This window comes from Acinetobacter calcoaceticus (genome assembly GCF_900520355.1).
GTDB lineage: Bacteria > Pseudomonadota > Gammaproteobacteria > Pseudomonadales > Moraxellaceae > Acinetobacter > Acinetobacter calcoaceticus_C.
The window spans coordinates 756,621-777,525 of the sequence record NZ_LS999521.1 but is presented as its reverse complement, the minus strand read 5'-3'; the positions used below and the strand labels follow the sequence as shown (position 1 = coordinate 777,525).

Below are 20,905 nucleotides of genomic sequence, written 5' to 3'. Positions count from 1 at the left end.
CAAATGTTAAAAAATTTTCAAAATGAATTTACGATGATCTATCAGGCTTGAAAAAAAGTGTACTGACAAGTACACTTTTAACGGCTTTCAGTAGTGGACACTGCTTGAATAAGCAAAGGTATATACATGCCCTATATGTTGCTTTTTATTGGTTGTATTTTTTTCGGATTAGGTGTGCTTGGTCTTTTTGTACCAAGACTTCAATCTATGGATCTCCTGAGCGTTCAAATATTGAGTGAACACCGATTAGATTATCTTAACTTTATTACGATCTTTCTGGCTCGTGTAGGTGGTATGCCTTTTGTATGTTTTTTATCCTTTCTGGTGTGTGTACATCAGGCATGGTATAAAAAATATATTACTGTTATTTTCATTAGCGTGGGAGTTATTGGCAGTATCACCATGGGTTGGCTGCTCAAGTGGTGTGTTGACCGCCCAAGACCCCCACAGGTATATCATATTGTCGAAAGTTATGGTGCATCGTTCCCAAGTGCACACAGTGTTTATGCATCAACACTGGCTTGTTTCGCAATGATAATGTTATGCCATAAGCCCAACACTAACTCTCCTTATATCATTTTGATTTCCTGTCTTTGGTTTATCTGCATGGGGCTTTCAAGAATATATGCTGGAGTTCATTTTCCAACAGATGTACTCGCCGGTTGGGGCATAGGTTTTATTTGGATTGCACTGCTTTGGCTCTGGTTATTACAAACACAAAGTAGGTTAAGTAAAAAACAAATATATTTTTAGATTTTATCTAACGAGGTGGAACAATGATGTCGGCTAAGCTTTGGGCTCCTGCCCTTACTGCTTGCGCATTAGCAACAAGTATCGCACTTGTTGGTTGTGGCAAAGGCTCCGATGAGAAACAGCAAGCTGCTGCTGCTCAGAAAATGCCGCCTGCTGAAGTAGGTGTTATTGTTGCTCAACCACAAAGTGTTGAACAAAGCGTTGAGCTTTCCGGCCGTACTTCAGCATATCAAATTTCTGAAGTTCGCCCTCAAACAAGTGGCGTAATTTTAAAACGCTTGTTTGCTGAAGGAAGTTATGTTCGTGAAGGTCAGGCTCTTTATGAACTGGACTCTCGAACTAACCGTGCAACGCTTGAAAATGCAAAAGCATCACTTTTACAACAACAGGCAAATCTAGCTTCACTGCGTACCAAGCTCAACCGTTATAAGCAACTTGTTTCGAGTAATGCTGTATCTAGACAAGAATATGACGACTTACTTGGTCAGGTTAATGTTGCAGAAGCACAAGTTTCTGCTGCGAAAGCGCAAGTAACGAATGCAAATGTAGATCTTGGTTATTCTACAATTCGCTCACCAATTTCTGGTCAGTCTGGACGTTCTTCTGTAACAGCTGGTGCTTTAGTTACTGCAAACCAAACTGATCCTTTAGTGACGATTCAACAATTAGATCCAATCTATGTTGATATTAACCAGTCTAGTGCCGAGTTATTACGTTTACGTCAACAACTCAGTAAAGGCAGTTTAAATAATAGTAACAACACGAAAGTGAAATTGAAGCTCGAAGATGGTTCAACCTATCCTATCGAAGGACAACTTGCTTTCTCTGATGCTTCTGTAAATCAAGATACAGGTACCGTTACTTTACGTGCCGTATTCTCAAACCCGAATCATCTGTTACTTCCTGGTATGTATACAACTGCGCAGATTGTTCAAGGTGTAGTTCCAAATGCTTATCTGATTCCTCAAGCTGCAATTACACGTTTACCGACAGGTCAAGCCATGGCGATGACTGTAAATGCAAAAGGTGCTGTTGAGAGTCGTCCTGTTGAAACTTCTGGTGTTCAAGGACAAAACTGGATTGTGACCAATGGTCTTAAAGCTGGTGATAAAGTAATTGTTGACGGTGTTGCCAAAGTTAAAGAAGGGCAAGAAGTGTCAGCAAAACCTTACCAAGCTCAACCAGCAGCTCCTCAAGGTGCAGCGCCAAATGCGACAAAACCGGCTCAATCAGGTAAACCTCAAGCAGAACAGAAAGCATCTTCAAATGCATAAGGGGTAGATTGAATGGCACAATTTTTTATTCATCGCCCCATTTTTGCTTGGGTGATTGCATTAGTCATTATGTTGGCGGGTATTCTCACGCTTACAAAAATGCCTATTGCTCAGTATCCGACGATTGCACCGCCGACAGTTACAATTGCTGCAACTTATCCTGGTGCATCGGCTGAGACTGTTGAAAATACCGTAACCCAGATCATTGAACAACAAATGAATGGTCTAGATGGTTTACGTTATATTTCATCTAACAGTGCGGGTAACGGTCAGGCCTCTATTCAATTAAACTTTGAACAAGGTATTGATCCAGATATTGCACAGGTTCAGGTTCAAAACAAACTGCAATCTGCAACTGCTCTTTTACCTGAAGATGTTCAACGTCAAGGTGTGACTGTTACAAAATCTGGTGCAAGCTTCTTACAAGTTATTGCATTTTATTCACCAGATAACACCCTTTCAGACTCAGACATTAAAGACTATGTAAACTCATCAATTAAAGAACCACTTAGCCGTGTGGCTGGTGTAGGTGAAGTACAAGTTTTTGGTGGTTCATACGCAATGCGTATCTGGCTCGACCCTGCAAAATTGACTAATTACCAGTTAACACCAAGTGATATTGCGACTGCTTTGCAAGCGCAAAACTCACAAGTTGCTGTAGGTCAGTTAGGCGGAGCACCAGCCGTACAAGGTCAGGTCCTTAACGCAACAGTGAATGCACAAAGTTTGTTGCAAACACCTGAGCAGTTTAAAAATATCTTCTTAAAGAACACAGCATCAGGTGCTGAGGTTCGTTTAAAAGATGTTGCTCGTGTTGAATTAGGTTCTGATAACTATCAATTCGATTCGAAGTTTAATGGTAAACCTGCTGGTGGTCTTGCAATTAAAATTGCAACGGGTGCCAACGCACTTGATACCGCTGATGCTGTTGAACATCGTTTAACCGAATTACGTAAGAACTATCCAACAGGCCTTGCAGATAAACTGGCTTATGACACTACCCCATTTATTCGTCTTTCAATTGAGAGTGTTGTACACACATTAATTGAAGCCGTAGTTTTGGTATTTATTGTCATGTTCCTGTTCTTGCAGAACTGGCGTGCAACGATTATTCCAACACTTGCTGTACCTGTTGTTGTATTAGGTACATTTGCAGTCATCAATATTTTTGGCTTCTCAATTAACACCTTGACCATGTTCGCTATGGTATTGGCAATTGGTCTTCTGGTCGATGATGCCATTGTTGTAGTAGAAAACGTTGAACGTGTGATGAGTGAAGAACATACCGATCCGGTCACGGCGACTTCACGATCAATGGAACAGATTTCTGGTGCGTTAATCGGTATTACAAGCGTATTGACAGCGGTATTCGTACCAATGGCATTCTTTGGTGGTACGACTGGTGTAATTTACCGTCAATTCTCGATTACCCTTGTAACAGCAATGGTTTTATCGTTAATTGTGGCGTTAACCTTTACCCCTGCACTTTGTGCAACAATTTTGAAACAGCATGATCCGAACAAAGAGCCAAGCAATAATATTTTTGCTCGTTTCTTCAGAGGATTTAACAACGGTTTTGACCGCATGTCGCATAGCTACCAAAATGGTGTTAGCCGCATGCTTAAAGGCAAAATCTTCTCTGGCGTACTTTACGCTGTAGTGATTGGCTTATTAGTGTTCTTGTTCCAAAAACTCCCATCTTCATTCTTACCAGAAGAAGATCAGGGTGTGGTCATGACACTTGTACAATTACCACCAAATGCAACGCTTGATCGTACCAATAAAGTCGTTGATACCATGACGAATTTCTTCATGAATGAAAAAGATACAGTGGAATCTATTTTCACCGTTTCAGGCTTCTCATTCACAGGTGTTGGTCAAAATGCTGGTATTGGCTTCGTTAAATTGAAAGACTGGAGTGAACGTACTTCACCAGAGTCTCAGATTGGCGCGTTAATTCAACGTGGTATGGCATTAAACATGATCGTTAAAGACGCATCTTACATCATGCCATTACAGCTTCCAGCAATGCCTGAATTAGGCGTAACAGCTGGTTTTAACTTGCAGCTTAAAGATTCAAGTGGTCAAGGCCATGAGAAACTGATTGCCGCACGTAACACAATTTTAGGTTTGGCTTCACAAGATAAGCGTCTTGTAGGAGTACGTCCTAATGGTCAAGAAGATACACCTCAGTATCAAATTAATGTAGATCAGGCTCAAGCTGGCGCTATGGGCGTGAGCATTGCTGACATTAACAACACTATGCGTATTGCATGGGGTGGTTCATACATTAATGACTTCGTTGACCGTGGTCGTGTGAAAAAAGTTTATGTTCAAGGTGATTCGGGTAGCCGTATGATGCCTGAAGACTTAAACAAGTGGTATGTGCGTAATAGCAAAGGCGAAATGGTACCGTTCTCTGCATTTGCTACTGGCGAATGGACATATGGTTCTCCTCGTCTTGAACGTTATAACGGCGTGTCATCGGTTAACATTCAAGGTACACCTGCACCAGGCGTAAGTTCTGGTGATTCTATGAAAGCAATGGAAGAAATTATTGCTAAGTTACCATCTATGGGCTTACAAGGTTTCGACTATGAATGGACAGGTTTATCACTTGAAGAACGTGAGTCTGGTGCTCAAGCTCCATTCCTTTATGCTCTTTCATTGTTAATCGTTTTCCTTTGCTTAGCTGCATTATATGAAAGCTGGTCTATTCCGTTCTCGGTTTTACTTGTAGTACCACTCGGTATTATTGGTGCAATCATATTGACTTACTTGGGTATGATTATTAAAGGAGATCCAAATCTCTCAAATAACATTTACTTCCAGGTAGCGATGATCGCAGTCATCGGCCTTTCTGCAAAAAATGCGATCTTGATTGTTGAGTTCGCAAAAGAGCTGCAGGAAAAAGGTGAAGACCTCATTGATGCAACTTTACATGCTTCAAAAATGCGTTTACGTCCAATTATTATGACCACCCTTGCCTTCGGTTTTGGTGTACTTCCACTTGCTCTTTCAACAGGTGCAGGTGCAGGAAGTCAGCACTCTGTCGGTTACGGTGTACTCGGTGGCGTACTCAGTGCAACGTTCTTAGGTATCTTCTTTATCCCTGTATTCTATGTGTGGATTCGTAGTATCTTTAAGTACAAACCAAAAACCATAAACACTCAGGAGCATAAATCGTGATGCAAAAAGTATGGTCTATTTCAGGTCGTAGCATTGCGGTATCTGCACTTGCGCTTGCTTTGACAGCTTGTCAAAGCATGCGCGGCCCAGAACCAGTCGTGAAAACCGATATACCACAAAGCTATGGATATAACAGCGCTTCTGGTACGTCTATTGCAGAACAGGGTTATAAACAGTTCTTTTCTGACCCTCGTTTGCTCGAAGTGATTGATTTGGCTCTTGCCAACAACCGTGACTTACGTACAGCAACGCTCAATATTGAACGTGCTCAACAGCAATATCGAATTACTCAAAACAACCAGCTTCCAACCATCGGAGCAAGTGGTAGTGCAATTCGTCAGGTTTCTCAAAGCCGTGATCCGAATAACCCCTACTCTACCTATCAGGTGGGTTTGGGTGTAACTGCCTATGAGCTTGATTTTTGGGGCCGCGTTCGTAGCTTGAAAGATGCTGCATTAGATAGTTATCTTTCAACGCAAAGTGCACGTGATTCGACACAAATCAGTCTGATTAGTCAGGTTGCTCAAGCATGGTTGAACTATTCTTTTGCATCGGCGAATCTAAAGCTTGCAGAGCAAACTCTAAAAGCACAGCAAGACTCTTACAACCTCAACAAAAAACGTTTTGATGTGGGTATCGACAGCGAAGTTCCACTACGTCAGGCACAGATTTCTGTAGAAACTGCGCGTAACGATGTAGCGAACTACAAAACTCAGATGGCTCAAGCACAAAACTTGTTGAACTTGTTAGCAGGTCAATCGATTCCGCAAAACTTGTTGCCAAACCAACCTGTAAAACGTATTACTCAACAGAATGTATATACAGCTGGTTTACCAAGCGACTTGCTTAACAACCGTCCAGATGTAAAAGCTGCTGAATATAACTTAAGCGCTGCTGGTGCGAATATTGGTGCTGCAAAAGCACGTTTATTCCCAACAATTAGCTTAACGGGTTCTGCAGGTTACGCATCGACTGACTTAAGTGATCTATTTAAGTCTGGTGGATTTGTGTGGTCAGTTGGACCAAGCCTAGATTTACCAATCTTTGACTGGGGTACGCGTCGTGCCAATGTAAAAATTTCTGAAACTGATCAGAAAATTGCATTATCTGATTATGAAAAATCAGTTCAGTCTGCATTCCGCGAAGTTAATGATGCGCTTGCAACGCGTGCCAATATTGGTGAACGTTTAACAGCTCAACAACGTCTAGTAGAAGCGACTGACCGCAACTACACACTTTCAAATGCCCGCTTCCGTGCAGGTATTGATAGTTACTTGACCGTTCTTGATGCACAGCGTTCATCTTATTCAGCAGAACAAGGTCTACTCTTGCTTCAACAAGCTAACTTAAACAACCAAATTGAGTTATACAAAACTCTAGGTGGCGGTTTAAAAGCAAATTCTTCAGATACAGTAGTTAATCAACCATCAAGTGCTGAACTTAAAAAGCAATAAGTTTTAAATAACTTATCTATAAAAGCTCACTTCGGTGGGCTTTTTTATTGCATCTCATGTGAATATTTCTTATCTTGAAACCTTAAAAGATTTAGATTGATAAAAAATAATGTTACTGAGTAATTTAGAAAGCGTTCCGGGCCACCAGATTTTAAAACAGCTTGATGTTGTTTATGGAAGTACAGTCCGAAGTAAGCATGTTGGCCGTGACTTGATGGCGAGTTTAAAAAATATTGTGGGTGGTGAACTTACAGGTTATACCGAATTATTAGAAGAATCCCGCCAAGAAGCCATGAATCGTATGATTGCCAAAGCCCAGCAACTGGGTGCGAATGCAATTGTTGGTATTCGTTTTTCAACTTCAAATATTGCTCAAGGTGCTTCCGAACTATTTGTCTATGGCACAGCTGTGGTCGTACAACCTCAAGCACCCCATCTACCAGATCCATTTAGTGCATAGGTAGAAAATGGAAAATCTTATTTTTCAGCTTGTTATTTTTCTGATTCTTTTCAGTATTGGTTGGGGTTTTGGGCGCCATATTGAACAAAAACATTTGAAAGAACTTCTAGAAAAAGAGCAACGGCTGGCCCATATCAGAATTGATACGAATCGTTTTGCGACGAGTGATCAATTAGGCCAATTTATTAGCAGTAATGTCGTGATTTCTAATGACTACTTTAAATATGTGCTGGCATCAATCAAAAATATTTTAGGCGGTCGGCTGACCAGTTATGAAAGTATTGTTGAACGTGCTCGCCGTGAAGCGATTGTCCGCTTAAAGCAACAAGCCCATACCGCAGGCGCTAACCATATTATGGGAGTTCGGCTGAGTACAACCGAACTAGGAATGCAGGGTGGAATGGTCGAAGTCTTTGCCTACGGTACCGCAGTAAAAGATTAACACTGCCCCACGCTAGAAAAATGTATCCGTGGATTGCCAATATTTTTAGTTAAATGTTGGCAAATTCCGGTAATTTTCCAATTGCCCTGTTGTTTTTCCAAAGTAAAATAATAACGACCAAATGAATGAAAATAATCATTTTCTGAAAAACGATAAATTTGATAATTGCATTCTAACCATGCCCGATCTTGTTCAATGCGGATAATGGGATTACTCAAATTGTGCTGTAGTCGTAAATGCGATAAAGCTTGCTGCCGAGAACCTTTATATTCATGACAAGTCACAACACATAAAGGCTCTCCCCTAAACTGGAAATAGTCCACCTCAAGTTGATCGGCCAATAACTCATCAAAAGCGTCCCAATTTTTCTGGTCAAAGACCAATTGAAAACGTGTGATGACCTCTAAAACACGGTGATAATCTTGATCCATGGTGAACCTTCTATGCAGGTTTTTCACCAATTTAGCACGGCGAAATCTCTTTTTTATTTTACTTTTGTTTTCCGAATCATTTTATAGAGAAGTTTTGGTGACATCCGAGAAACCATTACTCCAAGTTTTTCTTTTGTTCCCCCAACAACAATATATTCTTGGCCATGCATTAAAGCTTTAACCGACTTTTCTGCAAAAGTATCTGCCTCTAAACCATTTTCAATTGCTTCATCTTGATGGCCTTGAGGCTGCCCTGCACCATTTAACGCATTAAAAGAAACGTTTGTTTTTACAAAACCAGGGAAAATAACGGAAACTTCAATGCCCTGATCAGCGACCTCAGCACGTAAACTATTAGCCCACATATGAATTGCCGCTTTAGCAGCCGAATAACTTGCCCGGTACTGTGTTCCTAATAAACCCGCCACACTCGACACAAATACAACTCGGCCAGACTTTTGTTTTAGCATGGTAGGTAATACGATTTTGGTTAAAGCTACTTGCGAGAAATAATCAACTTCCATAATGGCCCGTTCGGTTGCCATGGTCGTGTCTTCGATTAATGCACGTTGGCTCAAACCTGCATTATTAATGAGCCAGTCAATTCGTCCTTTCGCTTTTAAAATCTGCTCATAGGCCTCTTGAACTTGTTTTTCATTGGTAATATCTGCAACCACAGACAAATGTTGCTCTGGATTTAACAAACCAACTCGAACTTCTTCTAACTCTTCAAAACGACGGGAGGTCAAAATCACTTCTGCCCCTTGCAAGGCTAATTCCCCTGCCAAGGCCTTACCTAAACCAGAAGATGCACCCGTAATCCATACCACCTTATTTTTTAAAGTATCAAGTTTGGCCATGCTTTATGTTCCTATTATCTTTTTAAATTATGCTGCTTGATGCATGAAGGCCAAAAAGTGGTTGATATAATGAGTTGCTGTGGTCTGATCGACCTGTGTACCTAACTTTTCCAAACGTTTATAGCCTAAATGCGTCGTCATGTTGATCACCCCATTCAGGGTTTTATCGACAACTAAATTAAATTTTAAACGCTTTTTAGGTTCACGTACTAGGCTTGTTACGCCTAAATCTACAATTTGAATGAGAGTATCAAAAGCAGCTGCAACACTCTGCATGTTCCCATCACGAATTTGCTGAGTCAGAGTTTCAGCTTGTTGCACGAGTTGAAGCGTAACTGGATAGGTAATATAGACCTGCTGTCCCTGCTCTTTCATTAGAGATGTCATGTAATCGACTAAAGGTAAAAGACGTTCATTGCCAAAGAATGAAACCGACCATGGCATGTATTTTCGAAAAGTCTCTAAAACTTGCTGAACTACTTTTTCAGACTCAGCTTGCTGTTTTGGGGACATGGTTGTATTCCCTGACTGTAAGAGTACAGAAAAAACCTGCTCAATAATTTCACAAGAAAGGTCAGACAATACATCCCCTAAGGGTTTTGCCTGACTTTGACTTACCCCATCATGCAGTTTCTGCCGAATGGTCTCGAATTGGGTATAAGTTGAATCGGAAATTTTCAAAAAAACTTCATAACTCATGAGCAGCATCCTTTTTCAATTCTTTTGTAATTTTTGTGCCGTGTGCCTACACGATTAAATTGTGATCCATCTTTCATAAATCTACCGTTTTTTGAAAAAAATACAAAACCGTTTATCTGTTTTCAGCACATTAATTTCGAGGCATTTTTTTGCTACAATAGGTGCAATTTTTTATGCATATTCGATCTAAGCTACTATGACTGACGCTCAAACCGCTCAAAATATTGCGACCACATACGATCCAACCGAGATCGAAAAGAAGTGGTACCAAACGTGGGAAGAACAAGGTTACTTCAAACCTTCTGGTCACGGTGAATCATTCTGTATCATGATTCCGCCACCAAACGTCACTGGTAGTTTGCACATGGGCCATGGCTTTAACAATGCCATTATGGATGCCCTCACCCGTTATAACCGTATGATGGGTAAAAACACCTTGTGGCAACCAGGTACTGACCATGCGGGTATTGCAACTCAAATGGTTGTTGAGCGTCAACTTGGCTTGCAAGGTGTGACTCGTCATGACTTGGGCCGTGATAAGTTCATCGAAAAAGTTTGGGAATGGAAAGAACAATCTGGCGGCACAATTACGAAACAAATTCGTCGCTTAGGTTCATCTGTAGACTGGTCTCGCGAACGCTTTACGATGGATGAAGGTTTATCAAACGCAGTTAAAGAAGTATTCGTTCGTTTACACGAAGACGGTTTAATTTACCGTGGTAAGCGCCTTGTAAACTGGGACCCTAAACTTCAAACTGCTCTTTCTGACCTTGAAGTAGAAAGCAAAGAAGAAAAAGGCTCACTTTGGCACTTTAAATATTTCTTTGAAGACAAATCAGTTAAAACTCAAGATGGTAAAGACTATTTAGTCGTTGCAACGACTCGTCCTGAAACTTTACTCGGTGATACTGCAGTTGCTGTTCACCCTGAAGATGAGCGTTATGCACACCTTGTTGGTAAAAATATTGTATTGCCAATTACTGGTCGTTTAATTCCGATCGTTGCTGACGACTACGTTGAAAAAGACTTCGGTACTGGCTGTGTAAAAATCACGCCTGCTCACGACTTTAACGACTATGACCTAGGTAAACGCAATAGCTTGCCAATCATTAATATCTTCAACAAAAACGCCGAAGTTTTAGGTGAGTTTGAATATATTGCAAAAGCTGGTGAACAAATTTCTAAAACCATTACTGCACCTGCGGAATACGCTGGTTTAGAACGTTTCGTAGCACGTAAAAAATTAGTTGCTCAAGCTGAAGCCGAAGGTTGGTTAGACCAAATCCAACCATATGACTTAAAAGCGCCACGTGGCGACCGTTCAGGCGTGATCATTGAGCCATTATTGACTGACCAATGGTATGTAAAAATTGCTCCGCTTGCTGAACCTGCAATTGAAGCAGTTCAAGATGGCCGTATTAAGTTTGTTCCAGAACAGTACAGCAACATGTACATGGCGTGGATGCGTGACATTCAAGACTGGTGTATTTCACGTCAGCTTTGGTGGGGTCACCGTATTCCAGCTTGGTACGATGCGAATGGCAACATCTATGTGGGTCGTAATGAAGAAGAAGTACGCGCGAAGAACAATATCGCTGCTGACGTTGAACTTAAACAAGATGAAGACGTTCTTGATACATGGTTCTCTTCTGCGCTTTGGACATTCTCAACTTTAGGTTGGACTGGCGATGCGAAGCAAGATGAAGTAAATGATTTCTTAAAAACTTTCCACCCAACAGATGTTTTGGTGACTGGTTTTGACATCATTTTCTTCTGGGTTGCCCGCATGATCATGATGACCTTACACTTCATGAAAAATGAAGATGGTTCATCTCAAGTTCCATTTAAGACTGTTTACGTTCACGGCTTGGTACGTGATGGTGAAGGTCAAAAAATGTCTAAGTCTAAAGGTAACGTACTTGACCCATTAGACTTGATTGATGGTATTGATTTAGAAAGCTTGGTTGCAAAACGTACTACTGGCCTAATGAACCCGAAAGATGCAGCGAAGATTGAAAAATCAACGCGCAAAGAGTTCCCAGAAGGTATCAATGCTTACGGTACTGACGCAGTTCGTTTCACGTTCTGTGCCCTTGCAAACACTGGTCGTGACATCAAGTTCGACTTAAAACGTGTTGAAGGTTACCGTAACTTCTGTAACAAAATTTGGAACGCGACTCGTTTCGTTCTGATGAATGTTGAAGGTCAAACTGTTGGTCAAGAAGCTCGTCCTGATCTTTGGGAACTTCCAGAACAATGGATTATGAGCCGTCTGCAAAAAGCAGAAGCTGCCGTACACCAAGCGTTTGCAACGTATCGTTTAGACCTTGCTGCACAAGCGATTTATGACTTTATTTGGAATGAATACTGTGACTGGTACGTTGAATTAACAAAACCAGTTCTGAACGATGCAGAAGTTGCAGAAGAGCGTAAAGCTGAAGTACGTCGTGTATTGCTTGCAGTGATGGAAGCTTCCTTACGTTTGGCTCATCCGTTAATGCCGTATTTGACAGAAGAAATCTGGCAGACTCTTGCACCAATGCTTGGTCAAGGCGGCCCAACGATTATGACTGCTCAATACCCTATTCCTGAGCAAGCAAAAATCAATGAACAAGCTGAAGCAGACATGCAATGGCTTCAAGGTTTAATTGGTGCGGTACGTAACATTCGTGGTGAGTTGGGCTTAGGTAATGCGCGTTTATTGCCAGTATTACTTCAAAATACGTCTGACGCAGAACGTGAACAAATTATTCGTATTGAAGCGTTGTTCAAAGCATTGGCTAAAGTTGAAAGCATTGAATTCTTGAATAAAGACCAAGAACCGCCATTATCTTGCTCTAGCGTTGTTAGCCATGCATCGGTATTTGTACCAATGAAAGGCTTAATTGACCCTAAAGCTGAGCTTGCTCGTTTGCAAAAAGACTTGGATAAAATCCAAAAGCAACACGACCAAATTGCGGGTAAACTTGCAAATGAAGGCTTTGTATCTAAAGCACCAGCAGCAGTTGTTGAAGGTGAAAAAGCGAAGCTTGCTGAGTTTGCTGCTCAGTTAGAGAAAGTTAAAGCGAATATGGAGCAAATTGCTGCGCTTTAATGCTGTGATTTGATTCAAAAAATCCCCTCTTAGTGAGGGGATTTTTTATTCAGAAAATTGCTCTTGTGCTAATTGTAAAGTTTTAGGTCCTATCCCTCGAATAGTTTTTAAATCATCGAAAGTAACTAAACCATTGTTTTCAATTCTGAGCTTATATATAGCTTTAGCAATTTCACGTTTAATATTCAATCGTACTTCAAAATCATCCAATGTTGCTGTCTTCAATGAAGGCTTAGAGTTAGTGCTTACTTGTGAAGAATCTAAATAATCTAAAATATCAGAAAGCATTAAATATAGATGAAAAACAACACGAGTTGCTTCCAATTGACTAACATCAGCATGAACACCTTTATTGGTCATTTTGTAGTTTTTTTCTAGCCATGAACCTAAATAATCAACATGTATTTTAGCTAAATCTCTATTACTTTCCGATTCAATTGATTCAGACATAAATTGCCAAAGACGATTAATATATTGATTAGCTTTAAATATTCTTTTATTAATAATCTTATCATTTGGTGGATAGAGCTTATCGGCTAAAGCTTCTAGTAATCTACGACACGATGTTAATGCTTGTGACCACTCTTCTGAACTTTTTGATGATATTCCTTTGAATGCAAGCATTAATTGTTGTGCCAGCTCAGGCTCTAAATCAAGCAATTTATCATCAACAGCATTCTTTAGTAAATCAAAACAGCTACTTGAGGTATCTGAATACTTATATTTATTGCTTAACTTAACACAATATTCATGGGCTTTTTTCTTTATATAATCAATATGATCCTGTACATTTTTTAAATAAAGAGTTTTGTCATTTCCATTCTTTTTTAAATATGGTAATTGATCTTCCAATATATTAATTGAATGGTCTAAACCTCCTGTAGAGGTTAAATTTTTTATATTTACGAACTGTGAAGAGAATATAAAATCAGTATCAATCCCCTTATCTTTTAATTCTTGAACTTTTGCTTTAAAAACAGAAGAGGTAAGGCTAACTGGTTTTTGTTTTTTTTCATATTCTTGATTAATTAATGTCAAAAGCTCCTTTACATAAAAAACATACTTTTGATTTCCTAGCTGAATTTCGGACCAAACATATATATTTTTTTCATCTAGTAATAACGAAGCACGTGACATCTTTTGAACTGCAACTGTCACACTGCCTTTTGCTGATTCAAGCTCATTTAAAGAATCATTTAAAAGTTTTATAGCTTCCGTTTTTTTATCTGACATTTTTAATCTACTCAATTTAATTTTAAATATTAGACTTTTATAAGGTTATTTAATTAATTTTCAAGTCATCTATAGCCTTCTCATACCAGAAGCGAACTAAGTCAAAATTTATACCCCCCCACCACCCAACAACATCTCTACCCCACTCACTTTTTTCATGTGCTTTAAACGTTCCTTTTCCCATTTCACCTGCTGCTTTAACTCAGCACAGTCGGCATCTATGGCTTTATAAACATCGCTGATATGTACATGCTCTGCTTTCACATTCTTCGCTAACTGAAAAGAATCCAAAATCTCAGCAATTTGGTTTTCAAGCTGCTGACTTTGTGCATCCAAAGCCAGTTTATAAAACCGCAATTGCTCAGCAGATAATTCTTTAGCCCCTACCCCTTTATTCTGTTCGAGCTGTAACTGGAGTTTGAGTAAATAGAACAAGTCCTGCTTTTCATAGGCCTGACTTGCCTGTTGGAACAACTCAGTTTTTTCTACTTTCTTTGTTTCATCTTGCTCACGGTCTGGGTGAATCATCGCGGCAATTTTTAAATAAACTGTTTTTAACGACTGCGCTGCCATTTGCTCTGCTTGTTCACGTTTTTGTTGCTGCCTTTGCTGTTTGGCTTGTTCTCGCGCTTGTTGTTGCTCGGCAGCATACTGTTCAAAGTCTTCATCAAATTCTGCACTTTGATCAGTATTTTCACCGTATTCGGATTTTATTGACTGAGCTTTTTTATTCTTTTTTACCGCTTCCCTCGCATGTTGCTGATAGAAGGTATCAACCTGCTTTACTAACTCCAACTGTTTAGCAGACAGCATTTTTGAGCGCTTCAACATTTGTGCAAACTGGGCAATTTTTTCATCTAATTGTTGCATATCCGCTTTGGAAAACTCGTGGCTATGCAACATATTCCAAAGCTGCTCTAACTGCTGAAATAGCACTTCATGCAAATCGCTATACACAGGCATCAGTTTTTGACGTATGTGCTGTTGAATCTCAGCTTGCGCATTTTGCCATGTGCTAAGGCTAACTTTTTGCTGTTCTATTTTATCAATCAGGCGATTCAGTTTTTTCTGCTGTGCAGACGGTTCAGACCTTTGCTGCAAGCTCACTTTGAGATCAAAGGACATACTCATCCACCTGAAAAAGAAAAAAGTGTAGCAATAATCAGATGAGGAAGGTAGCAAAGCATTCTTTAAATAAGAACCAGCCTATTAATTTTTAGAGAATAGAATATGACTTACCTAAATGTTTATATCTTAAGAGATCCACCAAATCACCACTGGCAACGTCACAGCTGCACATAAGGTTTGAAAGCTAATCACGGCTGCCATGAGTTGACTGTCGCCACCCAATACCTTGGTTAAAATGTATGATGCAGACGCAGTCGGTAATGCAAAGAAAATGACTAAAATTTGTGTTTGTAGGCTTGGTAAACCAAACCACATGCAGACCACATAGGCTAAAGCAGGCACTGCTAAAAGTCGTGCAAAAGTGTCTGCTGCCAATACCACAATATCTTTTTTAATTTGCATAAACTGTAAAGCTGCACCTACGCATAACAACCCCAGTGGCAAACTTGATGCTGAAAAAAGCTTAATAAAGCTAGAAAAGCCTTCCCAAATCGGGATGTGAAGTGCATTGACTGCTGCCCCGACCACACACGATGCAATTAAAGGGTTTTTAAGAAGCGCAATCAAAACAGGTTTAATTACCATGTGTTCTTTAGAAGTTAAAGCAAGCACCGAAATAACGTTCACAAGTGGAATGCAAAGCGCTAATAAAATTGCCAGAATTGCCATTCCTTCACTTTTAAAAAGCGAAGTCACTAAAGCCAAACCAATATAGGTATTAAAGCGAACTATACTTTGTACGTGCACACCAAAACGTGCAGATGGTATGTGCCAAAACACGCGAAGTATGTACAAGAAAATGGTGACTGCCAAAACTACAATCAACATGGCAATAATGGCTGTACCCAAACTTTGTAAGTTAATTTTCGCGGTCGACAGCGTACTAAAAAGCAAAGCGGGAAATAAAATATAATAATTGAGCTTCTCTGCCCCAGCCCAAAACTCCTCACTAAAAAAACGATATTTTTTAAACAGGTATCCCGATGCAATTAATGCAACTAAAGGAAATAGAGATAAAACAATGCTATTCATTTCTTTACTCGAGTTTGGTTGAAGGGCTTGCTGTGTTGACAATTACCTTGGCTTACTCATATATTAAAGATAATGAAAACTCATGATAAAATGAGTTTTTACTCATAATAAGTACAACATGACATTTACCCAGCTTGAAATTTTTGCACTCATTGCTGAACTAAAAAGTTTTACTGCAACAGCAGAAAAGCTGGGAATTTCACAATCGGCAGTTTCTCATGCGCTTAAGTCATTAGAACAACAATGGGGCATTAACCTCATTTCAAGAAACCAAAGTGATATTGAGCTGACTACAACAGGTCAGCAGTTATTGACTCATGTAAAAGAGCTATTGAGTATTTCAAACACTTTAGAAAAAGAAGTGGCTGCGATCCATGGGTTAAATGAAGGCACATTACGCATTGGGTCTTTTGGGGCATCATCATCTATTTATCTATTGCCTGAAATTTTAGAAAGCTTTCGGCAGCGCTACCCTAAAATCGAAATTTATATTGATGAAGGTGAGGATAAAGAAGTTGCTCAGTGGTTATTAGAACGGCGCATCGAGGTTGGTTTGTTGATTATGCCAGATGAGCGATTCGATACTTTCCCTTTAATTGAAGACCGTTTCGTGGCCTTAATTCCCAACCAATATCCGCTCGCACAACAACTCTATATTGATCCAGCACAGCTAGAAAACTGCCCTTTTATCATGACAATGGCAGGTAGTAGACATCAGGTCGAATTAATTTTAAAAAACTTTAATGTGAAACCAGACATCAAATTTTATGTTTCACAAATTCTAAGTATCGTTAGCATGGTACATAACCAGTTAGGCGTTTCGATTGTGTCTGATATGGTGATTACCAAAGAATTGCTCTCACTCTATCCAAATGTAGTGAAGCGCCCTTTTAAACCGAACCTTAAACGTTCTATTGGACTCGCAGTGAAAAATAAAAAGCATATGAGTCCAGCCGTGAAAGCATTTATTGAAGTTGCTCAATCGGTCTGGTCAGATCATTAATTCAAATACAAACCACTCTTTTAAATTTTAATAACGAACTATTTCAGGTCAATTTGCGAGCGTATTAGATGACTTGTAACATAAAAAGAGCCATAACTGCTCTATCTTGATTAAATCAACGCACCATTTGTCGCCAAAAAACTATTACCACATCTAAATTGGTGCGCTTATTGCATATTCACTTTTATGCAATTGAGTTTGTTTCGACAAACTTAGGTTTTTAGATTCCTTAAATCTATTTTGGTGCAATTTACAGACCCAGATTTGTTCCAAAATGGAATTTAGCACTTTTTTCGAGCATGCTATGCAAAATGTAGATCTATTTTTCTTATTACTTGGTGCTGTTTTGGTTCTTGCCATGCACGCAGGTTTTGCATTCTTGGAACTTGGTACAGTTCGCCATAAAAATCAGGTGAATGCACTGAGTAAGATTCTGACTGACTTTGCCCTTTCTGCAATCGCATATTTCTTTGTTGGCTACTACATTTCTTATGGCCAGCATTTCTTCCATGATAGTACGGTTTTATCTGGTGATCATGGCTACAACCTCATGCGTTGTTTCTTTTTACTCACTTTTGCTGCTGCAATTCCTGCCATTATTTCAGGTGGCATTGCGGAGCGCGCAAAAATGCGTTCTCAAGCCATTGCAACACTCGCTTTAGTTGCACTGGTTTATCCATTTTTCGAAGGCATGGTTTGGAACGGTAACTACGGCCTACAAAAATGGTTAGAAATAACCTTTGGCGCAGCTTTTCATGACTTTGCTGGTTCAGTCGTTGTCCACGCCATGGGTGGTTGGATTGCACTTGCTGCCGTAATTTTATTGGGTGCGCGTTCTGGTCGTTATAAGAAAGATGGTCGCGTAAGTGCTCATCCGCCATCTTCTATTCCATTTTTGGCGCTCGGTTCATGGATTTTAATTGTAGGCTGGTTTGGCTTTAATGTGATGAGTGCTCAGCGTGTTGATGCTATTTCTGGTCTAGTCGCAATTAACTCACTCATGGCAATGGTCGGCGGAACCATTACAGCAAATGCGATTGGAAAAAATGACCCGGGTTTCTTACACAACGGCCCACTTGCAGGTTTAGTGGCAATTTGTGCAGGATCTGACATTGTTCATCCAATCAGCGCGCTTGTTATTGGTGGTGCAGCTGGTGCGATGTTTGTGTATTTATTTACCTATACTCAAAACAAACTTAAAGTTGATGATGTGCTTGGGGTATGGCCTTTACATGGCGTGTGTGGTGCATTTGGTGGCATTGCAGTAGGTCTATTTGGTCAACAATGGCTTGGTGGTTTAGGCGGTGTGTCTTTCATCTCGCAACTCATTGGTACAACACTTGCAATTGCCATTGCACTTGCTGGCGGCTTTATTGTGTACGGCTTACTTAAAGCGACCATTGGCATTCGTTTATCGCAAGAAGATGAGTTCCGTGGTGCAGATTTATCCATTCATAAAATTTCTGCTAACTCAGAAGAAGGTATGTTTTAATTCTGTGTAGGCACGACAGAGTCTTTTCTTCTGTAATAACAAATAACATCAGCCAATTACGTTACTTTTGTTTCGGCATGAGTAGCGTCTAAAGCTACGCAAGACCAAAACCATTTCCATTCACAAAACCTGTTCCCTATTTATTATCATCCAAACAAATTGCAAAAACTTTAAACTTCTTATGCTCAACAGGTTGTGAATGGACACACCCATTCATCATTTTTGTCACGAAATTAAATTAAGTTTAAGAGCAATTTAAGCTTAATTTTATGTAATTAGTCGCATCCATTGTCGATTGATATTTCATCAGAATGACTAAGCAAAAACGTTTTTTCCAAATTAATCTTATCTTGCTTTTTTTAAGTTTTTTTCTGCTTTTAATCGTTTTTCCAGTCGGCGGAAAAATTGATATGTACCTTATCCAGCCTTGGATGGATTCAACAGGTCATTTTTTCAATCGGGACAATTGGTATCTTGTACGCCTTAACCATGAAATCGTAAAACAAATCATTACCACTGTTTATGTCATCTTTTTAGGTCTGTGGATTGCGTCATTCAAAGTAGAAAAATTGAAGCTTTATCGCTGGCAATATGGCTATATGGTTTTTGTGAGTATGTTAGGTAGCAGTATTGTCGGCATATTAAAATCACAAACTGCGTATGCTTGCCCTTGGAATATGGTTCATCCTACCAATTTAGGATATGTATGGGATTTTACCGCCAAGCATGGACACTGTTTTCCGGGCGGTCATGCAAGTGCTGGTTTCATCTTAATGACAGGTTATTTTGTTTATCGTCTTGAGCGACCTAAACATGCCTATTTTTATCTTATCGCAGGCATCATCTTAGGCTTTCTGATGGGTTGGGGACAAATGATGCGTGGAGCTCATTTTCTTAGCCATAATTTATGGACAGCTTGGGTCATTTGGGCAGTAAATATCTTACTTTATGCGATTTTTATTCATCGCTTGGAATTTGAAAAACGAATCAAACAAGAACTTGTATAAATCAAGTTCTTGTTTCATGAATATGTAGAATCTTAGGTAGTTTAACCAAAACCGAAAGTCCACCAAGCTCTAAACTTCGATCTAGCGACAAAGTTCCACCTAAACGTTGAGTTGCACGATCAACAATAGATAAACCTAAACCACTCCCCACTTCCAGATGGTGATGTACACGATAAAAACGTTTTAACACTTTATCGTACTGTTCAGGGTCAATCCCCGCACCGCTATCTTCAATTTGAATACACGCATAGCCATCTATATCTGTAAAAACTGAAATATTAATTACACCTTGGTGGGGCGTATATTTGATTGCATTATCAATTAAATTAAAAATAATAGAATGTACTGTCGGTTCAACACTATGCATTTCAATAGGTTCATTACGAACCAGTCCTAAATCAATCTCTTTTTGCATGGCTAAATTAACAAGCTGTTCAACACAGTTCAAAGCGACATCATTAAGCTGAAAATATTTGGTTGGTTCAATCACACTCAAGGACACATCTTGCTTTGCCAAAGCTAAAAGCTGAGTGACCAGATGCTGAATACGCGCCAACCCTTTACTCAGATTTTGCAAAGACTCATGTTCAGGAAGTTGACTGATTAAAATTTTAGTTTGTAAATTTAGAGCTGTGACAGGAGTTCGGAGTTCATGTGCAGCATCTGCAATAAACTGTTTTTGCTCCATTTGAGCCTTAGATATACGCTCAAATAAACGGTTCATTTCATCAATGGTTGGCAATAACTCTTGAGGATAGTCCGCAACTTCAATAGGCGTCAGTTCTTCTGAATCGCGGTGTGTCAGTTCATTTTTAAAATCATCAATCGGCTTGAGACCTCGACGAATAATCGCGGCTAAAGCAAAAATGGCAAATGGCAAAATAATTAAATAGGGAACAAACATACTCCCCGCAAGTTCCCAAGCAAAAGCCTCACGGACCTTTTCTTGTTGGCTAATCTGGATCTGATAATCTTTTAAAGGCAGAACATAGGTACGAATTAAACCTTGGTTGGTTTTATGCGAATAAAAGCCAGCTTGTGCAACAGGTGGAACCAATAAATGTAAATGGTGCGATAAATGAGCTTGATCTTTATACGCCCAGATATCTACAAATAAATCTTCTTCATGATAGGTTTTATGAAAATCAAACTTACTACTTACCGTTTTTAAGGGATATTCAGCTGTTCTTTCTGCCAAATAACGCATTTGAGTATCTAAAATTTCGTCAACTTCTTGAAGCGCAACCTTATAGGCACTAAAAATTAATATACAACCTAAAATGATACTGAAAATTGAGGTGCCCCAAATCAGTCGTTTTTTTAATGAATAATGCACTTTTATAAAGTTCCACAA

At 39.6% G+C, this 20,905-nt stretch carries 17 protein-coding genes; 10 read left to right on the top strand and 7 right to left on the bottom strand.

The window, feature by feature from the left end:
* The first annotated feature begins 126 nt into the window (after window positions 1-126).
* The 6 genes from AC2117_RS03785 (at window position 127) to AC2117_RS03760 (ending at window position 7,572) form a co-directional block, all read left to right on the top strand.
* Complete coding sequence (locus AC2117_RS03785; protein ID WP_133972033.1) at window positions 127-753, top strand: phosphatase PAP2 family protein; 627 nt, start codon at window positions 127-129, stop codon at window positions 751-753.
* Between the two features lie 23 nt (window positions 754-776).
* Complete coding sequence (adeI, locus tag AC2117_RS03780; protein ID WP_042897628.1) at window positions 777-2,027, top strand: multidrug efflux RND transporter periplasmic adaptor subunit AdeI; 1,251 nt, start codon at window positions 777-779, stop codon at window positions 2,025-2,027.
* A gap of 12 nt (window positions 2,028-2,039) precedes the next feature.
* Window positions 2,040-5,216, top strand: a complete 3,177-nt coding sequence (gene adeJ / locus AC2117_RS03775; protein ID WP_133972031.1) for a multidrug efflux RND transporter permease subunit AdeJ — start codon at window positions 2,040-2,042, stop codon at window positions 5,214-5,216.
* The gene (adeK, locus tag AC2117_RS03770) at window positions 5,216-6,670 is read left to right on the top strand and encodes a multidrug efflux RND transporter outer membrane channel subunit AdeK (RefSeq protein WP_133976177.1); all 1,455 of its coding nucleotides are present in this window, start codon (window positions 5,216-5,218) and stop codon (window positions 6,668-6,670) included. The genes adeJ and adeK overlap by 1 nt, the downstream gene beginning before the upstream one ends.
* Before the next feature lie 109 nt (window positions 6,671-6,779).
* Window positions 6,780-7,130 (top strand): YbjQ family protein, encoded by a 351-nt coding sequence (locus tag AC2117_RS03765; RefSeq protein ID WP_003655405.1) that lies wholly within the window; start codon window positions 6,780-6,782, stop codon window positions 7,128-7,130.
* A gap of 7 nt (window positions 7,131-7,137) precedes the next feature.
* Window positions 7,138-7,572, top strand: a complete 435-nt coding sequence (locus AC2117_RS03760; RefSeq protein ID WP_133972029.1) for a YbjQ family protein — start codon at window positions 7,138-7,140, stop codon at window positions 7,570-7,572.
* Here AC2117_RS03760 and AC2117_RS03755 read toward each other — a convergent pair.
* Genes AC2117_RS03755 through AC2117_RS03745 form a run of 3 tightly spaced genes read right to left on the bottom strand, consistent with a single transcriptional unit; the run spans window position 7,569 to window position 9,562 of the window.
* Window positions 7,569-8,003: a nuclear transport factor 2 family protein gene (locus AC2117_RS03755; protein ID WP_133972027.1), complete on the bottom strand. Its 435-nt coding sequence runs from the start codon at window positions 8,001-8,003 to the stop codon at window positions 7,569-7,571. The two genes, AC2117_RS03760 and AC2117_RS03755, sit on opposite strands and share 4 nt — an antisense overlap.
* 53 nt (window positions 8,004-8,056) lie before the next feature.
* On the bottom strand, window positions 8,057-8,863 hold the full coding sequence (locus tag AC2117_RS03750) for an SDR family NAD(P)-dependent oxidoreductase (RefSeq protein WP_133972025.1): 807 nt from the start codon (window positions 8,861-8,863) through the stop codon (window positions 8,057-8,059).
* Window positions 8,864-8,890: 27 nt separating this feature from the next.
* Window positions 8,891-9,562, bottom strand: coding sequence for a hypothetical protein (locus AC2117_RS03745; RefSeq protein ID WP_005036445.1), 672 nt, complete (start codon window positions 9,560-9,562; stop codon window positions 8,891-8,893).
* Between the two features lie 196 nt (window positions 9,563-9,758).
* Between AC2117_RS03745 and AC2117_RS03740 the strand changes: the two genes are divergently transcribed.
* Complete coding sequence (locus tag AC2117_RS03740; protein ID WP_133972023.1) at window positions 9,759-12,656, top strand: valine--tRNA ligase; 2,898 nt, start codon at window positions 9,759-9,761, stop codon at window positions 12,654-12,656.
* 45 nt (window positions 12,657-12,701) lie between these two features.
* On the opposite strand, the gene AC2117_RS03735 is transcribed toward AC2117_RS03740, so the two are convergent.
* The 3 genes from AC2117_RS03735 to AC2117_RS03725 form a co-directional block, all read right to left on the bottom strand.
* Complete coding sequence (locus AC2117_RS03735; protein ID WP_133972021.1) at window positions 12,702-13,889, bottom strand: helix-hairpin-helix domain-containing protein; 1,188 nt, start codon at window positions 13,887-13,889, stop codon at window positions 12,702-12,704.
* A 108-nt stretch (window positions 13,890-13,997) separates the two neighbouring features.
* Window positions 13,998-15,014, bottom strand: a complete 1,017-nt coding sequence (locus tag AC2117_RS03730; protein WP_197730983.1) for a molecular chaperone DnaJ — start codon at window positions 15,012-15,014, stop codon at window positions 13,998-14,000.
* 129 nt (window positions 15,015-15,143) lie between these two features.
* Window positions 15,144-16,049 carry an AEC family transporter gene (locus AC2117_RS03725; RefSeq protein ID WP_133972019.1) on the bottom strand — a complete coding sequence of 302 codons (906 nt, stop codon included), beginning with the start codon at window positions 16,047-16,049 and terminating at the stop codon, window positions 15,144-15,146.
* Window positions 16,050-16,167: 118 nt separating this feature from the next.
* On the opposite strand from AC2117_RS03725, the gene AC2117_RS03720 reads away from it, so the two are divergent.
* From AC2117_RS03720 to AC2117_RS03710, 3 genes are all read left to right on the top strand, one after another.
* The gene (locus AC2117_RS03720) at window positions 16,168-17,052 is read left to right on the top strand and encodes a LysR family transcriptional regulator (RefSeq protein WP_133972017.1); all 885 of its coding nucleotides are present in this window, start codon (window positions 16,168-16,170) and stop codon (window positions 17,050-17,052) included.
* A gap of 304 nt (window positions 17,053-17,356) precedes the next feature.
* The gene (locus AC2117_RS03715; RefSeq protein ID WP_004639104.1) at window positions 17,357-18,544 is read left to right on the top strand and encodes an ammonium transporter; all 1,188 of its coding nucleotides are present in this window, start codon (window positions 17,357-17,359) and stop codon (window positions 18,542-18,544) included.
* 311 nt (window positions 18,545-18,855) lie between these two features.
* A complete protein-coding gene (locus tag AC2117_RS03710) occupies window positions 18,856-19,551 on the top strand; it encodes a phosphatase PAP2 family protein (protein ID WP_133972015.1) in 696 nt (231 codons plus the stop codon).
* A gap of 1 nt (window position 19,552) precedes the next feature.
* Here AC2117_RS03710 and AC2117_RS03705 read toward each other — a convergent pair whose 3' ends face one another.
* Window positions 19,553-20,887 (bottom strand): ATP-binding protein, encoded by a 1,335-nt coding sequence (locus AC2117_RS03705; protein ID WP_133972013.1) that lies wholly within the window; start codon window positions 20,885-20,887, stop codon window positions 19,553-19,555.
* Between the last annotated feature and the right edge of the window lie 18 nt (window positions 20,888-20,905).